The 20,627-nt window shown below is 62.4% G+C and carries 17 protein-coding genes; 4 read left to right on the top strand and 13 right to left on the bottom strand.

What is annotated here, in order from left to right; genetic code table 11:
- Positions 1 to 196 precede the first annotated feature (196 nt).
- From DDF70_RS12810 to DDF70_RS12800, 3 genes are all read left to right on the top strand, one after another.
- Positions 197 to 1,735, top strand: a complete 1,539-nt coding sequence (locus DDF70_RS12810; protein ID WP_114945262.1) for an HNH endonuclease — start codon at positions 197 to 199, stop codon at positions 1,733 to 1,735.
- 135 nt (positions 1,736 to 1,870) lie between these two features.
- Positions 1,871 to 3,544: an ATP-dependent nuclease gene (locus DDF70_RS12805; RefSeq protein ID WP_162820374.1), complete on the top strand. Its 1,674-nt coding sequence runs from the start codon at positions 1,871 to 1,873 to the stop codon at positions 3,542 to 3,544.
- Entirely contained in the window at positions 3,541 to 5,040 is a 1,500-nt protein-coding gene (locus DDF70_RS12800; protein WP_114945260.1) for a UvrD-helicase domain-containing protein, read from the top strand. Before DDF70_RS12805 ends, DDF70_RS12800 begins: the two co-directional genes overlap by 4 nt.
- Before the next feature lie 683 nt (positions 5,041 to 5,723).
- Here the strand turns inward: DDF70_RS12800 and DDF70_RS12795 are convergent.
- The 5 genes from DDF70_RS12795 to DDF70_RS12775 all read right to left on the bottom strand — a co-directional run bounded on the left by DDF70_RS12795 (position 5,724) and on the right by DDF70_RS12775 (position 10,362).
- Positions 5,724 to 6,248: a hypothetical protein gene (locus tag DDF70_RS12795; protein WP_114945259.1), complete on the bottom strand. Its 525-nt coding sequence runs from the start codon at positions 6,246 to 6,248 to the stop codon at positions 5,724 to 5,726.
- 56 nt (positions 6,249 to 6,304) lie between these two features.
- Positions 6,305 to 8,362: an AAA family ATPase gene (locus tag DDF70_RS12790; protein ID WP_114945258.1), complete on the bottom strand. Its 2,058-nt coding sequence runs from the start codon at positions 8,360 to 8,362 to the stop codon at positions 6,305 to 6,307.
- Between the two features lie 20 nt (positions 8,363 to 8,382).
- A complete protein-coding gene (locus tag DDF70_RS12785) occupies positions 8,383 to 9,024 on the bottom strand; it encodes a hypothetical protein (protein ID WP_162820373.1) in 642 nt (213 codons plus the stop codon).
- Positions 9,025 to 9,105: 81 nt separating this feature from the next.
- On the bottom strand, positions 9,106 to 10,029 hold the full coding sequence (locus tag DDF70_RS12780; protein WP_114945256.1) for a hypothetical protein: 924 nt from the start codon (positions 10,027 to 10,029) through the stop codon (positions 9,106 to 9,108).
- 81 nt (positions 10,030 to 10,110) lie between these two features.
- On the bottom strand, positions 10,111 to 10,362 hold the full coding sequence (locus DDF70_RS12775) for a hypothetical protein (RefSeq protein WP_114945255.1): 252 nt from the start codon (positions 10,360 to 10,362) through the stop codon (positions 10,111 to 10,113).
- Positions 10,363 to 10,852: 490 nt separating this feature from the next.
- Between DDF70_RS12775 and DDF70_RS12770 the strand changes: the two genes are divergently transcribed.
- A complete protein-coding gene (locus DDF70_RS12770) occupies positions 10,853 to 11,113 on the top strand; it encodes a hypothetical protein (protein WP_114945254.1) in 261 nt (86 codons plus the stop codon).
- Between the two features lie 170 nt (positions 11,114 to 11,283).
- On the opposite strand, the gene DDF70_RS38000 is transcribed toward DDF70_RS12770, so the two are convergent.
- From DDF70_RS38000 to DDF70_RS12730, 8 genes are all read right to left on the bottom strand, one after another.
- Positions 11,284 to 11,934 (bottom strand): hypothetical protein, encoded by a 651-nt coding sequence (locus DDF70_RS38000; protein ID WP_245435468.1) that lies wholly within the window; start codon positions 11,932 to 11,934, stop codon positions 11,284 to 11,286.
- A gap of 890 nt (positions 11,935 to 12,824) precedes the next feature.
- Positions 12,825 to 13,268 (bottom strand): PIN domain-containing protein, encoded by a 444-nt coding sequence (locus DDF70_RS12760; RefSeq protein ID WP_114945252.1) that lies wholly within the window; start codon positions 13,266 to 13,268, stop codon positions 12,825 to 12,827.
- Entirely contained in the window at positions 13,269 to 13,511 is a 243-nt protein-coding gene (locus DDF70_RS12755; protein ID WP_114945251.1) for a type II toxin-antitoxin system Phd/YefM family antitoxin, read from the bottom strand.
- A 713-nt stretch (positions 13,512 to 14,224) separates the two neighbouring features.
- Positions 14,225 to 14,707, bottom strand: a complete 483-nt coding sequence (rnhA, locus tag DDF70_RS12750) for a ribonuclease HI (protein ID WP_114945250.1) — start codon at positions 14,705 to 14,707, stop codon at positions 14,225 to 14,227.
- A 171-nt stretch (positions 14,708 to 14,878) separates the two neighbouring features.
- Positions 14,879 to 16,312, bottom strand: a complete 1,434-nt coding sequence (locus DDF70_RS12745) for a DUF6880 family protein (RefSeq protein WP_114945249.1) — start codon at positions 16,310 to 16,312, stop codon at positions 14,879 to 14,881.
- 347 nt (positions 16,313 to 16,659) lie between these two features.
- A complete protein-coding gene (locus DDF70_RS12740) occupies positions 16,660 to 17,076 on the bottom strand; it encodes a DUF6262 family protein (protein ID WP_162820372.1) in 417 nt (138 codons plus the stop codon).
- Entirely contained in the window at positions 17,021 to 19,327 is a 2,307-nt protein-coding gene (locus DDF70_RS12735; protein WP_114945247.1) for a tyrosine-type recombinase/integrase, read from the bottom strand. The genes DDF70_RS12740 and DDF70_RS12735 overlap by 56 nt, the downstream gene beginning before the upstream one ends.
- Complete coding sequence (locus DDF70_RS12730; RefSeq protein WP_114945246.1) at positions 19,318 to 20,505, bottom strand: tyrosine-type recombinase/integrase; 1,188 nt, start codon at positions 20,503 to 20,505, stop codon at positions 19,318 to 19,320. The genes DDF70_RS12735 and DDF70_RS12730 overlap by 10 nt, the downstream gene beginning before the upstream one ends.
- Positions 20,506 to 20,627: the final 122 nt, after the last annotated feature.

Raw genomic sequence — 20,627 nt, 5'->3', positions numbered from 1 at the left:
CAAGGGGGTACGGGACGCTCCAGGAGCCTGTATCGCACCGCTGTTTTTTCAGTGCGCCAATGCAAACGTTGATCAGTTGACTGGTCGGGTCCTGAGCCCCGGACGCCCGAGCCTGCCGGTTGACAAGGGACCGCTGCATGCATCACGTGCAAGGGGAACAATCCCAAAAAGCGCCGCGAGAGCGACAGGGCTGGGCATGAGCGCAAATAAGACTGAAATCCTGAACGAGTATCAGGCTGCCGTTCTCACAGGACTGTCACCTGACCTCCTGCGATGGCTGGTGAGCTACGCGCCGAAGCAGGGCGTTGATCGCAAGCTCAAGGTCGCTCGCAAAGAGAATGGAGCCTACCTGTTCGAGCGTGCCGAGGTCGAGGGCTTCAATGACTGGCTCAAGGCCCCATGGCCCCACAAGTCCGGTCAGAGGCCTCCGATCCCAGCAGGGATCATGGCGGAGATCAAACGGGAGGCAAACGGAGAGTGCGCGATCTGCCGTAGCAATCGGGATACGTGTGAGGCTGCCCATCTCGACCCTGTCGCGACGAGTAAGAACAACCATCCGGAGAACTTGCTCTGGCTCTGCAGCAATCATCATACAGCTTATGACAAAGGTCTGTTCGGGCCTGACCCAGAGAACGCAAGCTTTGTAAGGGATTTCAAGCAAACGCTGCACCGCTACAAGCGCATGACCTGGGAGATGCAGGCTGACCTCAGCCGCAAGCTCTTCAACGTCCTCGATTTGTGCGACAGGCTAAGTCTGGCGCTTGAGGGAGCGACAACGCCTGTCCAAGTCGAGGCCGTCGAAGCCGTTGCCCGGGATACCTTGGCGAAAATCCCAGATCTTGCTCCGGTCTCGAAGATGGATCCGAGATACGAGGCTTATAAGCGGATCAAGCCCGGCATGGCATTCATCGCCGACGAAACCCAGGGATCCGTTGAGGTTCGGTTGCTTCGCGCGAAGGCGGTCCGCTCGGAGTTCGTCGCATCCTTTGGGTTCGTCGCCTGTCCCCTCTGCGACGCCACGGGACGACATGACGGTTTCGACTGCCCGGTCTGTCATGGCGACCGCGAAATCGACGAGCACACCGCGGCTCGCGTTGACCTGCGGGATTTCGAAAAGGTCCAGTGTCCTCTCTGCCATGGTTCAGGGAGCCGCAACGGCATGGACTGTTTAGTGTGCGGGGGAGAAAAACAAATCGAGCAGCGGACGGCGAATGAGCTCGATATGAGGGACTTCGAGACGGTTGACTGCCCGGTCTGCGAAGGATCGGGTCGTCGAGGAGGAATGGATTGCCGGGCCTGCGGCGGTGAAGGGCGGATGGACCGCCGCGACGCAGGCAAGATTGACGTTCGTGATTATCAGGACGTCGAGTGCCCCGTTTGTGAGGGAAGCGGCCGACATAGCGGGATCGACTGCAGTGTCTGCGGCGGGGAGGGAACCATCGAACGGGTCGACTTGGCGAAAATCGACCTTGCTGATTACCAGCAAGCGGATTGCCCAGTCTGTGAAGGCTCAGGCCGTCACGACGGTTTGGACTGCCCCGCCTGCGGAGGGGAAGGACAGATCGAACGACGGTATTTGGACCGAATTGACGTGAGAGACTATCAGCCAGTCGAATGCCCGATTTGCAGCGGCAGCGGGCGTTCTGACGGCGGAGATTGTCGCGCCTGCGATGGGGAAGGCATGATAGAACGACGATTCGCCGAACGGTTGGATCATCGGGATTATGGAGGCTGAGTGAGCAGCCGCATCTTCTTTCACGGCGGCACGCCTGCCGTGTTGAGCTAATCTTGAGCGCACCACCTGTGGATGGTGTGGATACAGCGGGGTCACCCATCGTCGCTTGTGAGTGCCACCTGCATAGTGCGGCTCATGCACATTCGACGACTCACCATCAGGAATTACCGCGGTCTAAGCGATTTCACATGGGACCCGAAACCCGGGGTCAACTGTCTGATCGGACCTGGCGACAGCGGGAAGAGCACGGTACTTGCCGCTATCTCGCTTCTCTTGGCACCGTACCCGGCAGGTCCGTGCAGCGAATTCGATTACCACGGACGTCGGGTCGGCGACGGGTTTGAGATCAAAGCGGTCATCAATGTGCCGGACCCGAGGCTTCTCGCGACGGACCGCTTCCCTCCGCTGCTTCAGGGTTGGCGAAATGGGGAAGTGACCCCGCTCCCGGATGAGGACGGCGCTGAACCGGTGATCGTGGTGCGGGTGCGTGGCACACCCGACATGGAGGCCCTTCACGAGATCGTTCCGCCCACGGAGACGGTGGAGTGCCCACCTTTCTCGGTCGCCCTGCGCCGACGGTTCGCGTTGGCACGCCTTTCGGGAGAGGACCGAGCTCCACGTGATCTGCGGGTCGGGCCTGGCAGCCTCCTCGATAGATATCTCGGACGGACTGATTTCCGTCCAGCGCTGCACCAGGCGGTGGCTGTCGCGTCCCGCAGCCTCGAACTGCCCACAAGCGTACAGGAGGGCGTGGCGAGCATGGCCGCGCTCTTCGAGCGGGCCAACCTTCCGACAGATCTGCACCTTGGCATCGTGCCGCCGGCGGGCGGCACGACGCTGCCCGGAATGGTAACTCTCCTGCATGGAGCTGATCCCGCCGAGGCCGTTCCAATTGCATTGTCGGGAACCGGCACCCGCCACCTCGCCTTGCTGGAGCTGTCTTCCGCACTCGCACTCGACCAGCCAGTGATCGTCGTCGACGAGCCTGAACGCGGGCTTGAACCGTACCGGCAGCGTCTTGCCGCTGAACGCGTCGTTGAGCTGTCAGGTGAACGCGGCCACGCCTTTCTCACCACGCATGCGCCGGCTGTCCTGTCGCGGATGCCGGCAGGATCCGTCTGGCGCATGGGTCCAAGCACGGAGATCGTGGCCCTGGACAGCCCTGACCTGCACAAGGTCCTCGCAACTGATCCTGAGGCGCTTCTTTGCCCACTGCCCGTGTTCTGCGAAGGGCCGACAGAGATTGGACTGTTGTCAGTCCTACTGCCTCCTCTGCTGGGCGGCTCCCTTGATCGTCTTGGCATTCATCTCATCGACGGGCGGGGACAGCCGCAGGTATTTGGGAGGGTGGAGGCGTTCGCCGCGGCCGGCCTTCGATGCGCCGCTTTCCTCGATAACGAGGTGACGTTTCCGGAACGGCGCGCACGCCTCGGCGCCGGCTGTCACCTTTTCGTCTGGGAAGACGCCTGCAACATCGAGGAGGCCGTCGCCCAGTGGTTGCCCGAGGAGCGGCTCGTTGATGTCCCAGCCTGGGCGGCCGAGGCAAGGGATGGCCGTGAACGTTCATATGTGGACCAGGTCCGGGGGCGGTTTTCCCAACCGGCAGGCAGAACCATTGGCGAGTTGATCGACGAGTTCGGTGCCCGAGCCGTGCGGCAGGCTTTGGCAGCGTGCATGACCGATAACACGTGGTTCAAGACCGTCGATGCCGGCCGCCTTCTCGGGCAGCGACTTCTCGACGGGGGATTGCCAGCGGCCATCGGGAGGCAGGTTGAGCCTTTCGCGGCTGCGCTTCGGGGCGCGTCGTGACCCTCGCCCGTTGCCGGGAAATCTTGCGCTCATCGGCTCCGGTGGTGCTCACAGAGGCACCTGCCGGCTGCGGCAAGACGCATGAGGCCGCCGCCCTCGCTGCGGACCTCGCACCGACGCTGGATCCGGGGCGAGAGGTTTTGGTCCTGGCCCATACAAACGCTGCGGTGCAGGCATTCTGGGCAAGGACGCGAGGTGTGCGCGGGTCCGTGCGGGTCACCACCATCGACGCGTTTTGCCTTGACCTCCTAAGTCCCTACGCGAGTGTGCTTGGGTTGCCGTCCGACCTGCGTCGTCAGGTCGGACCAGGCCGCGACCGGGTGCCCTTTGACACTCTGGCCGGTAAGGCGGTGGAACTCCTGTCGCGCAGCCCTTCGCTCGCGCGCATGGTGGCAGCCCGCCACCCGGTCATCATCGCTGACGAGCATCAGGACGCCCGGCGCGACCAACATCGGGTGGCACGCATTCTTGCGGAAGCTGGCCCAGCGCGGCTGCGGATTTTCGGGGATCCCCTCCAGGCGATCTATGACGACGGAGATGCAATTTCGTGGCGTCAGTTGGAGTGCGAAGCTGACGTCTGCATCGCTCTTGATACTCCGCAGCGCTGGTCCCAGGCGCCTGAACTGGGCGAGTGGATCCTCAGGGCTCGTGACGCGCTCAAGGCCGGCACGGCCCTGCCCATGTCCGGGCGGCCCGCAGCCGTGCGCGTCACCTATGTGCCCGGAATGCCCGATGCGGGCTTCGGGAGGGGAAATCCTCGTTTCCTGGCACAGCCGCTGCAGGCGTTTCTCAACCGTCATCGACAGGGCACGGTTTCGGTACTCGCCGCCAGCAGGCTCCTGTCCGTTGGACTTTATGGGTGCGGACGCGGCCGCCTTGCGTTCAATGAGGGCGCGGATTTCGAGGGCGCTTATTCTACGCTAGAGCGCGCCATCGCAGCAGTCGGCCACCCACGGGATCTATGCTTGATCATTCTTGATCTGCTCGGTGAGGTCGCCACTGGGCTAACAGCGGCTTATCGGGAGACGCTTGGTCGGGCACTGACTGTCCAAGGCATCCAAGCTGGGCGTAACCGTGTCCTCGCACCATTTCTGGCAACCTTCTCACCAGTTTACTCCCGCCCGGATCTTGCGAGTTTCTGCGCCGTCATCGAAGGCATCGCGCGTTGCCCGCCAGTCTGGCTGCGCCTTCGCCAGCCTGAGTGCCTGCGCATCCTTGGACGCATCCGTCCTTCAGGGCCGGACGATGCTTTGGAGGCCCTTGATGCTGCCATCGGCGCCCGGAAGCTGTCGCCCCCACAGCCTGCTCGAAGCATTAGCACCATCCACAAGGCCAAGGGCTTGGAGTACGACCACGTGTTGGTAGGGAATTTCAGCGCGGGACACTTTGCTGACGAACGTGGACGTCGCCTTGCTTACGTGGCGCTGAGCCGCGCGAGGGCAAGTGTGGAGATCCTGGTGCCGGCGCTCGCGCCAAGTCCGCTGCTCCCTCGGTGACGCCTTCGCGCAGGCATGGGCGCTAAGCCCCCCGCCGCGATCCCGTCAGGAGGACCAGTCCGCTGGTTGCGCGAACTCCCTTGGAAGGGCACTGGAACGCAAAAGAAAAGGCCCGCACCGGAAAGGTGCGGGCCTCGAAGGATTAGGACGTAAAGACACAGTCAGCGCGTCTTTGTGGTTTCAGCCACAGCACCCCTGAATGGTGCGCCGTTGTTATTCAAATCCCGTGCTATTCGCTTTTAATGTGCGCTTATTCGCTTTTAAACACGGGTTAATCGCTTTTCCCTAGACACCTAATGGCTTTCCTGTCCAGTTATCAAAAGCGCGTTCTCCCGGATGAACTCGCGGCGGGGCTCCACCACGTCGCCCATGAGCTTGACGAATAGGTCGGACGCATGAGGCTTCTCTGTCTCAAACTGTCTGAGATCGTCGTACAGGTGTAAAATCCATTGCTGTCAGATCAGCTGGAGATCTGCGGCCGTTTATTTCGTGGAGCTTTCAACCCGTATCAAAGAGATAGGTTCTGGATCGATCCGGAGCAGCCCTTCAGGCAAGTCGGTAAGGCCACTGTGATCTCGACCTCCATGGGACCACAGCCCATCACAACAGCAATCCGGCGCCAGAGCGCATAGCCGCTCCTGGTCAGAGCCAGGACATCGGCAGCCTGATAGGCGTCCCACGCCCTAACGATGGCGCGTGCCCGAGCCAGTGCAGCGGGAACAAGGGGTTGGCCGAGTGCTACCGCGCCAGGGAGAGCAGGCTGGCTGGCACGGCGCAGCGCCCTTCGGAGCCAGTCGATTTCGGCGGCACTGTAATGGCGACGGCGCCCCGGCCCATCTTTCTCCCCCCGGCGGCAGGCCGAGAGCCGCATCCTGCAGCTGGACCACAAGAGTCCAGGGCTCGATCGGGCGGAGCATTTCGTACTCGAACTCCGCTTCCTCCAGGATGGTGGTGATCGCGCGCTGCGGGTCGCGCAGGGGCTGCCAGTGGCCGGAGACCGTCACCAGGATCCGGTCGCTGTCTTCCGACACACCCAGCCAGACGAGTTCCATTCCGGCAGGCGAGCGGCGCCAGCCGATCTCCGGAGCACCGAACGGCGAGAGCTCAGCCAGCTCGTCACGCCAGATCGCCGTGGTGGTGCGCAGATACAGACGAAGACTGGGCCAGAGGTGTTCGCGACGGGCAGGGAAGGGGAGGAGAGTAGCCATAGGGAGTTCCTTGACAAGGTTGAGATTGGAAGGGGATGCGGCAGCGAGAGTGGGCCTCACCCGGGCAGGGTGATCTCCCCGAGGCTGCCATCGAGCGGATCAGCGCAGCCCGCCTCAGTCGTACCGGCTGGACTGTCATCGATCCCGGCAGCGGAAGGCGGGTATGCCTCCATCAGAACTTGCACTTGGGTACCCGATAGTACTCGGCGGGCGAGGAGTGCCTCGGCCACGGCCAGCACCGCCACCCGGTGCGCTGTCACGATCGTAACTGCGCGGTCCATCAGCCGCTGCAGATCAGCCTCGATGCTTTGAGAGAAACGGCCATCGACTCGCACCAAAGCACTGGCATCTTCTGCACCAGTCCGGTGCAGCAGCGTGCGGCCGAGGCCGTAGCTGGCATGCAGGGCGGAGAGCTCGCGTGTGGCGACTGCGAGATCGCTCATCGCTCCGGCGCTTGCCCCGGGTCCCAGTACAAGATCAGCGGCACGGCCAGCCAATCCGATCACGACGGTGTCCTCGATCACGGCGCGGGTCGGGATGAAGCCCGGATGCACCATGCGGGTCATCCCGCCGCTGGCGCCTGACAGCTGCAGTGACACACCCTGGAGCGTGCGGCCGAGGGCTACTGCCACGACGGCATGGCCAGCCTCGTGAATGGCACAAGCCTTCAGCTCGGCACGGCTGCGTGGATCCGGCGGGCTGGCCTCGGTGAGGAGATCCTCGAGCGCGAGGGTGCGACCGGCGAGCCGAGCACGTCGGCGGGCGCTGTTCACCACCTGCACCGCATCGGCGCCGACGCGCCCCAGCAACAGCTGCGCCACATGAGCAAGATCGGCATCAGCGAGCTCATCCTTGAGGTGCGCTCGCAGGATGTTGGTCAGGCCCTCAACATCCGGCGGAGCGATCTCGATCAGCCGGTCGAACCGGCCCGGGCGGCGCAGGGCAGGATCAACCCGGTCGAGATGGTTGGTCGCAGCGATCAGCACCACATCCGGGCAGGTCTGACGCAGAGTATCGATACCGAGGAGCATGCCGGTGATCACCGGTGCCCAGAAGTCGCCGTTGTGCGACCCGCTCAGGGACCCGCGGCTCGGCAGCGCATCGAGCTCGTCGATGAACGCCACACAAGGCCGGCTTGCACGCAGAGTGGCAAAGAACTTTTTCTGTTCCTTGACCACGGCTCCGAGATGACCATCCGAGGCGCTGAACCACTCGGCGACGCTTGTCATCACCAACTGCAACCCGGCAGCCTTGGACAGCACTTGTGCAAGGGTTGTTTTACCAGTCCCGGGTGGGCCAGCGAGGATCGCACTCTCCAGTGCCGCCCCCGAGGCGTGACCTGCACGTCTGTCTTCGACCTCGCGGACGATCTGCTCGGCCCAGGTGCGTGCCTCACCATACCCGGTGAGCGTCTCCAGAGGAGGGGCATCCTCGGCGAACGTCACGCTGGTGCGCGCGCCAGCCGCCCGCGCCAGCCGCGCGGCGATGGCCTGGCGGGTTGAGCCCGGCCGGAAAGCGGCGCAGTAGTCCATCCAGTCGAGGCCGGCGAGATCGCGCGCCGACAGCGTCACAGCCTTGCCCTTGCAGCTGAAGGCGCGGATCGCCTGCTCGACGAGAGCTGCACCGGGCACAGGCACGATGACGGTCGCGTCCGCCGCAGCCAGCAAGACATTTGACAACTCACGCTCAGGGTCGGGAGCGATCCCAGCGACAGTCACACCTTTGGCCAGTGCCTTGCCAGCCTCTTCGGCGCGGTAGAGCTGCTCCTGAGGACGGTTGAGCCGCTCCGACGGGCTGATGATCTGAAGCCCCGCAAAAGCCAAGTCCCTGAGCGCCTCGGACAGCGGGGCCACCCAAGCAGGCGAGGGCGCCGCGACGACCAGCGCGAGGGTGCTGTCACCCCGCTTGAGCCGGCGCAGGAGATCGGGCCCGAGCGCCTGCTTCAGCAGCGGCTTGGCCAGCAGCTCCCGCAGGGAGAGCCGCTGGCGGGATCTTGCCTGAGCCAGGAGACTCTCATGGCCCGAGGGCGCCGGCAGATCCGGGCTGCCATCCTGATCGTCTTCCACTTCGAAGTCATCGACGGTGCTGGTGCCGGAGAGAGTGCGAATACCCATGATGTCAGTCTCCCAGAGGATCAGCGCCGGGCAGCGAGGCTGACCTCGCTCTGGAGATCGATCGGACGGTCGAGGGCGATCGTCAGCACGCGCTCGGCGACCAGCCGCAGCACGGCTCCGGCCGGATCGGCACTGCCAGCCAGTGCCTCGGCGCAGATCTCGAGCGAGGCGCTGCCGCCGACCTCGGCGAGCTGGGAGAGCAGCATGAGGCGCTCGCGCGGCGTGACACGCACGCCATCGCAAGCCGAGATCAAGAGAGCGTTGGTCAGCCGCGGCTCGGCCCGGATGACGCTCTCGGGCACCAGCACCAAGCGCTGCCCACTGAGCTCACGGGCCCACTTGAGATCGAGCACGCGGGCATGCAGGACCGGGTCACGCCAGCAGGCGCTCGGCACGGCCGCGACGCTGATGGTACGTCCACTGGTGAGCCGGACCGAGCGCAGGACAAGGCCAACCTGTGCCAGCCCGAGGGTGCGCGCGATCCCCTCACACTGCGGATCGTCCGAGACGGAACGGACGCCGGGGGTAATACCCAGCCGCGCATCGAAGGCATAGGGCAGGGGAGCCTCACGTCCGAGCTGAGCGATGACGGGAGCAAGCTCGGCACTCTGAATGGCGCTCGCAGCGGCGGAGGGAACAGGAGAGACAGTCGGGATGTACATGAGAAAAGCTTTCTTGATGACCGGCACAAAGGGCACGGCAGTTGGATGAGGAAGAGGAAGGGGAGGGCGGCTCCGGCGGCGTTACTCGCGCGGGGTCAAGCCCTTCGGGTAGCGCGTGATCGGATCGGGCTTCCTGCGGCCGCGGGTTCTCGGTGCCCCGACCGGATACCAGTGCTGGGGCGACAGGCTCGAGCCGGTCACGAACAGCATTGCCGCCGTTGCCGATTCAACCTCATACGGCACCTCGAGCCGGTAGATTTCGGGATCATCCGTCAGGCGCAGAGCACCGGATTGGAGCAGCGCTTCACGGATGTCCGCCGGGGTGCGGGAGACGGAACCAACCACGTGGGCCCGGACGGTCGAGCCCTGCATCACAAACCACTTGCTGCCCTTGCGGCGGATCACCGCCTCGACCCCGAGCGCAGAGGTGCCATAGAGCTGCGATCCTGCATCGGTGTCATCCACCAGCGCCAGGTCGGGCGGCGCAAGCGCCTTCTCCACATCGAGGTAGTCGATGCCCAGGGCCCGCAGCACATGCTCGGCATCCCGCGCCAGCGCCTCAACGGCATAGCGTTCGGCCGGTCGCAAAGGTGCATTATGAGGGCGGTTCCGATTGGCCAGGACAGCCCGTCCCGAGGCTTCGACACCATCGCGCAGAATGCACTCGAAACATCCGGCCTCATTCCCGGTCAGAATGTCCTCATGCACGGTGAAGGCGATGATGCGGTCGACCTCACTCTGCGGAGATGAAAGCTGATAGTCATTGCCGCGGCGGGCAATGCTCCCGGTGACGCCCACATAGACCAATGGCTGGTGCCCGATGACCGCGCGCCGGGTCTCCAGGATGTAGACGCCTTCCTGCTTGGCGAGCTGGCTGTCGAGGAAAGCCTGGACGCTGGCTTTCTCGCTGATGTGGACCCGGATCTGGAAGGCCGTGGTCCTGACGGTCACAAAACCGTCCGCAGAGGGAGTGATCTGAACAGAGGAGAGATTATGAAAAGGCATGGGGCCTCGCTCGCGCTGCGTCGTGCAGTGGCGTTTCAAGAATTGGGATGAGTTGGGTTCGGCCGGAGACGGCCGTTTGGATCAGCGCCGGGTGCGCCACACCTGGGTGCAGGCGTCGAGCGGTGCGCTGCGGTCGATGGCAAGCAGGCCTGCCTCGACCAGAGCGAGAATGACTGCGACCGGCCGGGGCGTGTCGGACAGGCAGGTCGCGATCTCGCGGATCTCGGCGGTGCCGCCGGCCTCCTCGATCACGCTCAGTATCCGAACCTGATGATCCGGTGCGACAGCAGGGATGGAATCAGCAAAGGATGCTGAGTGACGATGGAACGTCATTGGAATGACCTTTTGGGCAGCCTCATCCCGTCCACCGGCAGGGCCGCAAGCGTCCAGCCGCAGCTGGAGCGGAAAGCGGGATCGCGGAGAGGAGAAGGCTGGATTGAGACGAGGGGCTCAGGCGCGGCGGCGCGGAGCGTGGCGGGGCAGGCGAAGCTGCAGCCGAACGCCTGTGACGCCAACGTACCGGGCAGGGGGCGCCGATGCAGGGCAATGTGCCGCTGTCGGGCGCGTCTCAATCGTGTGAAAAAGGTATTCCGGCGCACGCGAAGGTGCGCTATTGCAGTTATTAGCCACGGTTAGTCTCCTACATAGATCGACTGTGGTCAGGCCGCTGCTGGTGTTACGAGCACTGGCAGTGGCCGTCTTTCGCGGGCTGTATTGGAGAGACAGCCCGACGACCCGTGGTATAACACGGAAATCGTTAGCAGTAGCTTAACGCGAACTCACTTTCTTTGATGAAAATGGGCGGTGACCTGCCCGCCTATCTATGAAAGGTGACTTTGAACTGCTGCGCCTCATGAGCGATCCGCATCCTCGCTCTGCCGAGCCGGAGCCAGCCACGACCTTACCCGTGCCGGAACATCCCGGATATGCAATCCATCTGAAACAAACGAACCTCAAATGGATGGCCGTGATCATGGCTCCTTGGGAGCGTCCGAGCATTGTCCTTGGTGCCAATCGAGAGACTGTATTGGCAAAGGCCCGTCAATGGATCGCGGCCCGCGCCGCCAGCAAGCACATTCCATGACAGATGGTCTGATCCATCGATCGATACGGAGATTGTTGCCGGTACCAAACTCCGACCGTTCCGTCATGCAGCAGGCGAGGGGCAGCACCCGGCCTGAGTGGCCCAACTGATTCTTGATCTGGATCGAACCAATCAGGGGCTCACTGGCTGCTACACGGCAAGCGGCTCTGCTATGGAGACGTCAGGCGCAAGGTCCCGTCCCCAGCAGTAACCTTTGCCGGATCAAAGGTGAGATCGCCCAGTCGCCATGACTGAAGAACCACAACAGCATCACCGATGGATTTGGGCTTTACGCCGCCATCCACAACACGAGTGATGGACAGAACCCTCTTCTTCCAGTCGATCTGGATGCGATCCTCAGGGCAAAAGCCTGCTCTGTTCCATAGCTCCCGGGGCAGGCGGATGGTGGTGTAGTATCGGTCGGGCCGCTTGGCGTCGGGAATCGATTTCACCACAACCTGAGCGGAGGCAGCTTTGCGCGCCGGACCTTCGGTTTTTGTGGAGCACCGGATCCGTTTCAATGGTGCTTCAGGTGCCTGAACAGGTTCCGGTTCTGAGCTGACGTCCTGCTGTTGCTCGTTGTAAACCTCACCGGCTAAAACGGGTTCTTGGGCGAGCGATACGGCCGATGGCGAGGAGAGCGTCTGAACAGCGCTCACAACCTCTCTGACGCTGCCGGAAATCTCTTCGGTGGATTGAGCCATTAGCGGCGCGAGTCGTGCAATCGCCTCGGTCTGCTGGCCGCCAAGCGCCACCAGCCTGCTCACCTGCTCGGCCATGAGCTCCATGGTGGACCGGAGGCTTTTCAGATCCGCGGCCATTCCCGTCAGAGCCCGCTCCACCTCTGGCGGCAGGGCAGGGGTTGATCCGGTCTGCTGAGGCAAATGCGGAGCAGACGGGCGAGGAGCTTGCATCTGCTTGGGACGGAAGACCTCAGCCGCCAGGGCTTCAGGCTTGCCCAAGTGGCGCGCCAGGATGTCAGCCGTATCCTGGGAGCGTTTGTCCGCTGGGGCTGCCAGACGGCTTGAGAGGTTGGCAGCCTCTGGCGACCTTTGGTGTCTAGCCTCGTTGACCGAGCGAGGCTGCTGAGCCTCCCGGGGTTTCGCCAGGCACGCTGGACACAGATCATAGGCCCGATCGCGTCCGAGAAGCCAGCCGCGGTCTTTGAAGTAGCCTTTGACGAGCTCGTCACCGGCAGGCCTGCTAGCCTCGAAGCTGTCTGTCTTGGGGCACCCGGAGCATCGAGCGGTGAAACGGTACTTGGAGGGGGCCCCACCGGTACGGGTGATCTGCGGCTCGAACTGACGTGCGAAACCGGGCATTGAGATGATCCTGATCGTTAGAGAAAATAAGCGAGTTCGAAAGGGCTGAGTGTCTTAATCGTTTCGTCCTGAAAGACCTATCTGGGATTGGCGGCGGAGTACCACTGAACCCACTAAATTCCAATCCATTGCTCCGAGATGCGTCATCTACGCGGATGAAGCAGATCCGTCTCTTCCGCGCCTTATCACGAGAATGGCTGCCGGGATGTCCCTATAGTTCGTGGAGTAAGGCACGCAACCACTCGCTTGGCCCGTCATTCGTTTCGGCCCGTGATCAATCGGTACGACGTTTGGCGTTGTCTACAGTTCAGGCTTAGCACCTGACCAAACAGCAACGAAGTTAACGATTGAGTGGGCTTTTGATTGTCGGAGCAGCGTGGGACCTGTCATCAGGGGAGCGGAGGAAGCTGCTGGAACGGGTCAAGGCAAGCAATGCCGAGCGGTTCGAAATGCTTCAGGTTGCGGGTCAGCACTGTGAGCCCATGAGCTTTTGCCGTGCCGGCGATGGCAATATCCGCCCACCCAGGCGATTGACCGATGCTGCGAGCCGTGTCGAGAAGCCGTCCGGCCGCTCTGGCAGCCGCACCGTCAAAAGGCAGGATGCGAAGCCCGTAAAGATGCTCCACAGCGGCCCACCATGCCTCCAAGTTGCCGGCCTTTGTCGTGGCGCCTTCACGCAGGGCCTTTGCAATGCCCGCGATCACCTCTCCTGTCGTGACAACCGAGATAAAAAGTCTGGGAGACATGACATCCATCCACCCGATGAGTGCGTCCGGGGGGAAGCTCTTGGATGGTGCTCTGGCGGAGATGACGTTCGTGTCGACCAGATACACCTAAAACTCCTCAGTTCGATGTGGCGGCTCATGCCGCTCGGGAATGTCTCCTGCTTCGATTGGGGCTGACATGAGGAGCTTACCGAACGACGGAACCGTCGAGAGGCGCCGGAACTCATCCCAGGAAATAAGGACAGCTTCCTTTCGGCCGTGACGGGTGATCACGATCTCCTCACCGGCGGCTGCGCGATCAACGATGGCGGACAGGGATGCCTTCGCGTCCTTGAGCTGAACTTCCTGCATGACATCACCTCTTCGGGACAATGTGACCACAGTAGTCATATTGGGTAAGAGTCCTTGGTTGTCAATGATGAGGCGCTCTACCAACCCTTTAAGGATCCTGAATCCGGTCCAGACCTGACAATGCAGCAAAGCCAAGCAAGTTGAAGCAGAGTTACCTTCGGGCGCCTTACTAGGTTGATTGCTGTTCAGTCGACATAGGGAACGTCCTCAGGTGGCTCAACTGGGCTGGGATAGCCGTTCCTAGGAGGCGCTCGGCCTCCCCAAGGTTCTGCGGCTTCTATCTCACCTGTAGGCCCACAAACGCGATCACGCCTGACAACCTCTTCTCCGAAGCGGTTGATGCGCCGCCGGACAACGGTTCGGCACCTCTCCCTTTCGATGCCACGGGATGGATCTGCATAGAGATTGCGCTCAAAGGTGCGCTCAGTCCCGCCATAACGGTCATACTGATACTCACTGTAGGACACCTCGGTACCGGTTACGCACCCGCCCAGCAAAGTTGCAACGGCGACCAGAGTGGCAATGGGACTTACTCGGTTGGACCAACTCACCATGAGAGCCTCCCTATGTTCGCTGGCGACGCCGACCGGCATCGCTCAGCCCTGACAGGGAAGGTCGGGCGACACCCTTGAACCGTATGTGAACGGCTCAGCTAACCCTACAGGTTCGGCAAACGAGTCTGTTGATGGGTACACCTGAAGCAGATGTCTGTCTCAAGCCGTAGCCGCTTCAATGGTGGTCGGGTCCGTTCCAGCTCCGGCAGCAGCCCTCACGGCTTCCCAGTTGGCGAGCCGATCGACGCGCTCATTCTCAGGGTGACCGGCATGACCCTTCACCCACTTCCAGGTGATCTTCCGGCCCACCATTACAGCGTCCATCTGCATCCACAGATCCTGATTCAGGACAGGCTTGCCGTCAGCCTTACGCCAGCCTTTGGCTTTCCATCCCCGGAGCCATTCGGTCGCTCCCTTGATCACGTACTGGCTGTCGCTGTGGATCACGATGGGGAGGTCCTGAGGCACAGCCTCGAGCGCCTTGATGGCTGCCGTCATTTCCATCTTGTTGTTGGTTGTGGAGCGGTCGCGTCCCACAATGACCTGCTCTTCACCCGCAATGGTGACGACAGCAGCATAGCCTCCAGGTCCGGGATTTCCGAGGCAAGCGCCGTCCGTGAAAATAATGGCTTCATTCGTCATCGAGATGCTCAAGAATCGGTCCGTGAATAGGATTTGCTCGAGGGAGCGAAACGGGGAGGGCGCTTAGAGCAGGGAGAACTTAAGATCCGATGACTGCGCGGGTTCGGATGCCGGAGCCAAGGTGAACCCTTGATTAGCCTACGACGGGCAGACCACTGATTTCGCACCCGCTCACACGACCAGGCTCCAGAACGAGCTTTTGCGGCCATGTTCGGCTTTGAGGCGTCGCAGATAGGCCTCATGAGCCTCGAACCTGCCGAAATCCTCGATCCGGTCAGCCAGGTTCTCGCACTCCTCAAGGTGGCGAGCAGCGTGCTGGTACCGCTTGGTCCTGTTCCGCTTCAGGGCAAAGTCGATCAAGGCCCGGCGAAGAACGATAGCGGCAAGAGGATATTTTGCTTCCAGCGCAGCCGCGGCCGGGGCCAGGATTTCGTAGAAGTCGCCGTTGAGTTCGTCCGCACGCGCAAGCACCAGGTGTGCGGCTTGGTCCAGCGCTGGCCAGGTCACCAGAAAACCCAAGGCATGGTGCACACTCGAATGGCTCAGCGCATGGGCGATGGCCCGCTGCTCAGCCTCAAGATCCTCAAAGTCGGGCAGGCGCTTGAGATAGGCGCGCAGGTGCTCCGGGTTGAGCGAACGCTCAAAGCAGGCCCAGCGGAACGCCTGCGCCTCATCCACTCGTCCGAGGGCCTCGAGAACCGCGAGCCGCGTCTGCTCCCATTCGACGGGAGTCCAGCCGGGTCGGTCTTGATCGACGGCATTGATGGCAGTCCAGGCGTCGTCAGCGCGGCCCGCAGCCAAGAGCCGTTGTGCGATCTCCACAGCAACACTTGGGACGCCTCGTGCCTTCTCACTTTGCTGGGCAATGAAGGCGTCCACATCGCCCTGCGCATCCGCAATCGCCTCCAGCGCCATTCGAACAACGCTGCTGCGATGGCGCTCAGCCAGGTCATCGGCGTACAAGGGGCCACCCATACCCCAGCCGACAACCTTCCGGTCTTCCGCACGAGGCTTCTGCCGCGGCTCCTGTGACGACTTAAGGACGAGTTGCTTGAGGTGGTCGAGGCCGGTCGCGCCGAGTGCCGGGGCCAGAACCTCGATCAGGCCGTCATACTGACCGTACTCGTTTTCGATCAAAGCACGGTAAGCCTGCTCGGCTAGAACGGTGGGGGCGGCATTCGCCGCGATGGCAATCTCCCCCAGATCGCGGCAGGCGGTCTGAAAGACCGCGATCACGCTGCCACTGCTGTCGTCACAGCGATTGAAGATTGAATTAGCAAGAGCCATGAAGCGCCAGAGAAGGTCCAGTGCTTCAGCGGCATCGACTTTGGCGACCTGACTGATAGCTTGTCTCTGGGTCTCGAGATCCGCAACAAGGGCCTTGCGCTGGTGCCAATCGACAAACGAGCGGGATCGGGCAATGGCGGTCAGGCGCTTGCGGATCTCCTGTGCCATGTCGGCAGGGCTGGCCGCACCGGCCAGTTCCAGCCGCAGTCGGCGTTGGGCTGCTGCATTGCCCCGGCTGATTTCGATCAGCAACTCGGCCAGGCGCTCGGTCCCGAGCGCCTCGAGGTTCTTCGCGTTCAGGGTTTTCCGTGAGGCCATGTCGCGTCCCGAGTTGCGTCCTGGGCTCTCATTTATGGGTCAGATGGATCACGATCAATCCATGTTGGCTTGATCGCGGGAAGGGGTCCCGAACGCGGACCGACAACCTATTATAACATTTCGCATTTTTACCTGGAGGTGTTCTCTAATTCCTCAGATAGAGCAGATGTTTAGACCTGATTGACATGTCATCCATGGGCCATGCGATCGAGGTGCCACCGCCATGCTCGCTGTCAAGAACAGGCCTGCGGCCGGCCGCCTCCGGCGGGGCCCTGCGGGCCTTCTTGACCGCTCCGCGTGCCGGTGACGTTCGGCTACCATGCCATGACGGCTCCGCCCGTCATGGCTCATGACGATCCATAACGTGTCAACCGGCTGCGCACCTCGAGAAGTTCGGTCACGGCGCGCTGATGCCGGCTGCGCCATTCCTCCGCTTCGCCGAGCGCGCGCTCATAGCGGCGATCCAGCTCCATTTTCTGCTGGCGGACCTCGGCCAGCTCCGATTCCAGCCGCTTGATCTTGTGGCGCAGCGCCACCTCGATCGTTGCGGCACGGCCCGCCGAGCGCGCCCGGATGTCCTCGCCGTCGACCGTCACACGCTGCTGAAGCGCTGTCGTACGCAGTTGCTGGATCACCTCCTTGAACTGGCGGTAAAGGTACTCGCGGCTGACGTTGGCGCGCTCGGCCACGGTCTTGAACGAGATGACCTCACCGTTCCGTCGCATGGCGCCCAGGATCTCCTCGACCGCACGCCGCTTGGTCACACTCCGCTGCCGCGCCGCTGCAAGCAGCCCGCTGGTATTTTCGAGCCCGGCCACTGTAGCTTCCCTCCGCCCTGATCGTCTTGATGATGGTCTTGACGTTCGCAAGCCCCTGCTGGGTCCGCTCCATCCGCTTGCGACCGATGTCAGCCATGCGCCGGTGGCCGTCCTGATCGAAGCCTTCCACCTCGCCTTTGAGGCGGGTGAGACTGGCAGCCATGGTGCGCATTTCTCTCTCGAAGAACGGCAGTTGCCCGATATCGGCGCGGAAGTACGAACACGTGAAGCAGGCTCCGTTGTGTTCGCACCATTCGCCGATCTGGCCCGGGAGCGAGCAGAGGCCGCCAGGGACGTCAACCGCCAGGGAGGCGTCCTTGCGCAGCGCCAGTTCGGCGACCTTGTCGTCGACCTCGCCCTTGATGGAGATGAACTTGCCGCCCCCCTTCTCGAGGACGGCTTTCTTCTTCAGCTTCAGACGCTGGTTGACGTAGATCAGGCTCATGTCGGCCGAGGCATGGCCCAGTTCCATCTGGATCATCATGATGTCGTAACCGGCCAGCGCCAGCTCGGTGCCGTAAAAATGGCGCAGGTCATGCCAACCGAACTTGTAGATGCCGCCGTCCTTGTCACGAATGCCCTGGCGAATGATCCACTTCGCAATCACGTCCCGGGTGTGCCCAGGACTGAGATGGACCTCGGCATCGCCGAGCCTATGGGGGAACAGGTATTGTGTCTCGCGGCGCCATGCCCTCCGGACGTCGTCCTGCTGCTCCTGGATGGTCTGGATGACCAGAGCATGGGCGGCATCGTTCTTGTGCAGCGGCTTGGTGTTCCAGCGCTTGACCTTGGACTGATAGAAGGTCAGCAGCATGAAGTCGGCATCGTCCGGATCCGGTGCCAGGCAGTCGAACGCAAGGGCATGCAGGTCGATGGACCGCATGCCCGTGTAGCGGGCGATGATCAGAAGGCGTCTGCAGACAACCGGCAGGGAGTCGAACCTCAGGAAGATCTGCTCAATGACCTCCTCGGGCACCATCGCGTCTTCGAGATTGCGCTCATATTCATGCGTTCGGGGATGATAGCTGCGAACTCTGCGAACGTTTCTCTTATCGAAGACAAGGCGGCGCCAGCGGTATTCCGGGAGGTAGGCGCAGGCCCACTGAAGCATGTTGAGGGGATCCGTATACCAGTTCTGTCCGGTGAACCCCTTGTCGTTGCCCCACGACAGGAACGTATGCTCGATGAACTCCTGTGTGATGTGTTCGGGGCGAGGTGAGGGATGAATGCCGTACAGGCATACTTCGATCAGCCCGAGCGAACCAATGTAGGATGGAAGAGAGCGCGGAGAGAGCTCCTTGTGCTCGATTTTGTTGAGAACGTAGCGCCGCGCCACGTGGCGCAGCCACGGAAGTTGAATGCGGAAGAAGCTGAGATAGGGTGCTTTGGACGTCGTCACCGGAACGTCATCTGCAGGATAAACATCCTCCAGGAGCACCAAGTCTCTGGCCTCCACCGGCTTGGCTCTCTCGCGCAAGAGGATGAGGGTGAACACCAAGACGTTGGCCACGGCGCTGGCCACGGGCCCGTAGGCTGTCTCATGGATTGTGGCGTCCCGGCGCCATTTGCGCTTCGTGGGACGAGCCGAGTAGTCCCGCGCTGCCAGCCACTGCTCGAACAGGCTGCGAAGGGGCGTGCTGCCGCGCCCTGACCCGCTCTCGATGGGGTGCCCGAAGTCGATCAGGTGGTGGGCCGCATGTGTTTGACTGGATGCAAGGTCAGCACAGAAGGGGATCAACTGGACCACTCTCGTGTACCAGCGATAGTGCCGGCTCTGTGGGCGTGCCAGACGCCAGGCAAAAAACGCCTTGAGCTCCGTCTTGTAGAATTCCGGCACGGCGGCGAAGTCGAAGCCGATCCCACCCAGCAACGCATCGGGCAGCGTTTGACCGCGCTGTCGCACGATCGACGCAGGGCGGCCTTTTCTGCCCCGTCCTCCATGGGTGTTGCTCTCGACGCGGCCACTCTTGGGCTCGATCTCCTGGGCATCGCGGAGGATTTGAGCGTGCCGCGCCTCGCCATAACTGTCCGGCGCGTATAACGCGGATCCGGCATCGATCCCGAAGCATTCCCGAAGCGTATGGAAGCCCCACAGGTCTCGTTCGAGCAGGGTAGGGTGCAGGTCGGTCAGAAAGGCCCGCAGGCTCCCAAGATACGCGACGTCCGGGTCGCAGCTTCGGGTGAGCTTCAGAGCCATTTGAGCTTCTCCTCCGTCAGGCCGATACGCCGCAAGTCATTCAGGCGCTCTTCGACCTCCGTGTGGTTCTTGAGCTGCAGCTTCTTGTACTCGGCATTGAACAGGTGCTTGTAAATGGCATTGGTCGTCTGCGGGCTGGCATGCCCGAGGCGGTCGGCGACATCGAGCAGGCTATAGCCTTGAGCGATCGCCTCGCTGGCATGGGTATGGCGGAACATGTGCCAGGTGAACGCAATGCCAGCGTTCCGGACCAGACGCTTTTGAATGTCGTAGACGTTGCTCTCGGTCAGTCCGCGGCCGATTTGCGCCTTGGCGATGTTGCAGAACACATAGTTCGTGCCGGTCTCGAAGGCCGGAAGGTATTCGTCGCTGGCGATATAGTCCTCGTACATCGTCATCACGAAGTCGAGCACCGGGATCGGCCGCGCCTTGGCGTATTTGACGCGCGCTTTGTTCTCGTGAAGGCGCTGCGTGACCCAGATGACGTTCTCCTCCAACCGGAAGTCCTCGTGCAGCAGGCCCCGCGCCTCGCCGATCCGGATGCCGGTCGTGTACAGGAGGACCACCAGGAAGGCGTCGCGCATGAGGCTGGCCGCCTCGATGATCCTCAGGACCTGCTCCGGCGTCAGCCGGTGGTCGACGGCCCGCTTGGCGGAGGCCGCCTTGGCCTTGTGGTCCGACCGGCTTTCGGTGTAGCGCCGCGCCTTCCGCTGCATGATATGGGCCAGGAAAGGCTTGTAGGCGTCGGGATGATGCGTCCGGGGCCGCTCGCCGGCATCAAAGATCAGTGCGGCGTGGCGCAGGTCCAGAAAGGTGTAGAAGGCCTTGATCGCAAACAGGATCTGGTTGTGCAGGCTGGCGGAAACGTCCACGGGTTCCGGGCGCAGCGGGATGATGTTGAGGGCGGTCTTCAGATCCAGGATCGAGCCATGGCGGATCACCGCGGGAATGAAGCGGTCGAGGTCCAAGGGTGCGATCTCCCGGAAGCTCTTGCCTATGGTGGCAAGATAGTTGCCGAGCCGGACCACATGCCGGGCATAGTGGGCAACGGTACTCGGCGCGTGATGGCGCGCCTCCAGGGAGATGACGAACTCACGGATCTCGGTGACGATGGCATCGCCGTCATAGGCGGTCCAGATGATGTGGCCGCTCGGGAGGACGATGCGCTGCAGGTGCATGGGCCGTCATCCGCGTCGTTGACACCTGATGGTACGACTGTCAGGGACCGGCGCCAAGCCCTCAAAGGGGTAGGTCGATCACGTCAGTGACATGACCAAGCGACCTATAGGGAATCGCATAA

It is taken from the genome of Microvirga calopogonii (assembly GCF_003347665.1).
Taxonomy (GTDB): domain Bacteria; phylum Pseudomonadota; class Alphaproteobacteria; order Rhizobiales; family Beijerinckiaceae; genus Microvirga; species Microvirga calopogonii.
Note: the sequence above shows the minus strand (reverse complement) of the source record. Positions and strands in the feature narration are given on the sequence as shown.

Excerpts from the sequence above, each read along its gene's own strand:
- DDF70_RS12810 (WP_114945262.1), top strand. The coding sequence starts at position 197 with ATGAGCGCAAATAAGACTGAAATCCTGAACGAGTATCAGGCTGCCGTT.
- DDF70_RS12805 (WP_162820374.1), top strand. The coding sequence starts at position 1,871 with ATGCACATTCGACGACTCACCATCAGGAATTACCGCGGTCTAAGCGAT.
- DDF70_RS12795 (WP_114945259.1), bottom strand. The coding sequence starts at position 6,248 with ATGGCTACTCTCCTCCCCTTCCCTGCCCGTCGCGAACACCTCTGGCCC.
- DDF70_RS12790 (WP_114945258.1), bottom strand. The coding sequence starts at position 8,362 with ATGGGTATTCGCACTCTCTCCGGCACCAGCACCGTCGATGACTTCGAA.
- DDF70_RS12785 (WP_162820373.1), bottom strand. The coding sequence starts at position 9,024 with ATGTACATCCCGACTGTCTCTCCTGTTCCCTCCGCCGCTGCGAGCGCC.
- DDF70_RS12780 (WP_114945256.1), bottom strand. The coding sequence starts at position 10,029 with ATGCCTTTTCATAATCTCTCCTCTGTTCAGATCACTCCCTCTGCGGAC.
- DDF70_RS12775 (WP_114945255.1), bottom strand. The coding sequence starts at position 10,362 with ATGACGTTCCATCGTCACTCAGCATCCTTTGCTGATTCCATCCCTGCT.
- DDF70_RS12770 (WP_114945254.1), top strand. The coding sequence starts at position 10,853 with ATGAAAGGTGACTTTGAACTGCTGCGCCTCATGAGCGATCCGCATCCT.
- DDF70_RS38000 (WP_245435468.1), bottom strand. The coding sequence starts at position 11,934 with ATGGCCGCGGATCTGAAAAGCCTCCGGTCCACCATGGAGCTCATGGCC.
- DDF70_RS12755 (WP_114945251.1), bottom strand. The coding sequence starts at position 13,511 with ATGCAGGAAGTTCAGCTCAAGGACGCGAAGGCATCCCTGTCCGCCATC.
- rnhA (WP_114945250.1), bottom strand. The coding sequence starts at position 14,707 with ATGACGAATGAAGCCATTATTTTCACGGACGGCGCTTGCCTCGGAAAT.
- DDF70_RS12745 (WP_114945249.1), bottom strand. The coding sequence starts at position 16,312 with ATGGCCTCACGGAAAACCCTGAACGCGAAGAACCTCGAGGCGCTCGGG.
- DDF70_RS12735 (WP_114945247.1), bottom strand. The coding sequence starts at position 19,327 with ATGGCTCTGAAGCTCACCCGAAGCTGCGACCCGGACGTCGCGTATCTT.
- DDF70_RS12730 (WP_114945246.1), bottom strand. The coding sequence starts at position 20,505 with ATGCACCTGCAGCGCATCGTCCTCCCGAGCGGCCACATCATCTGGACC.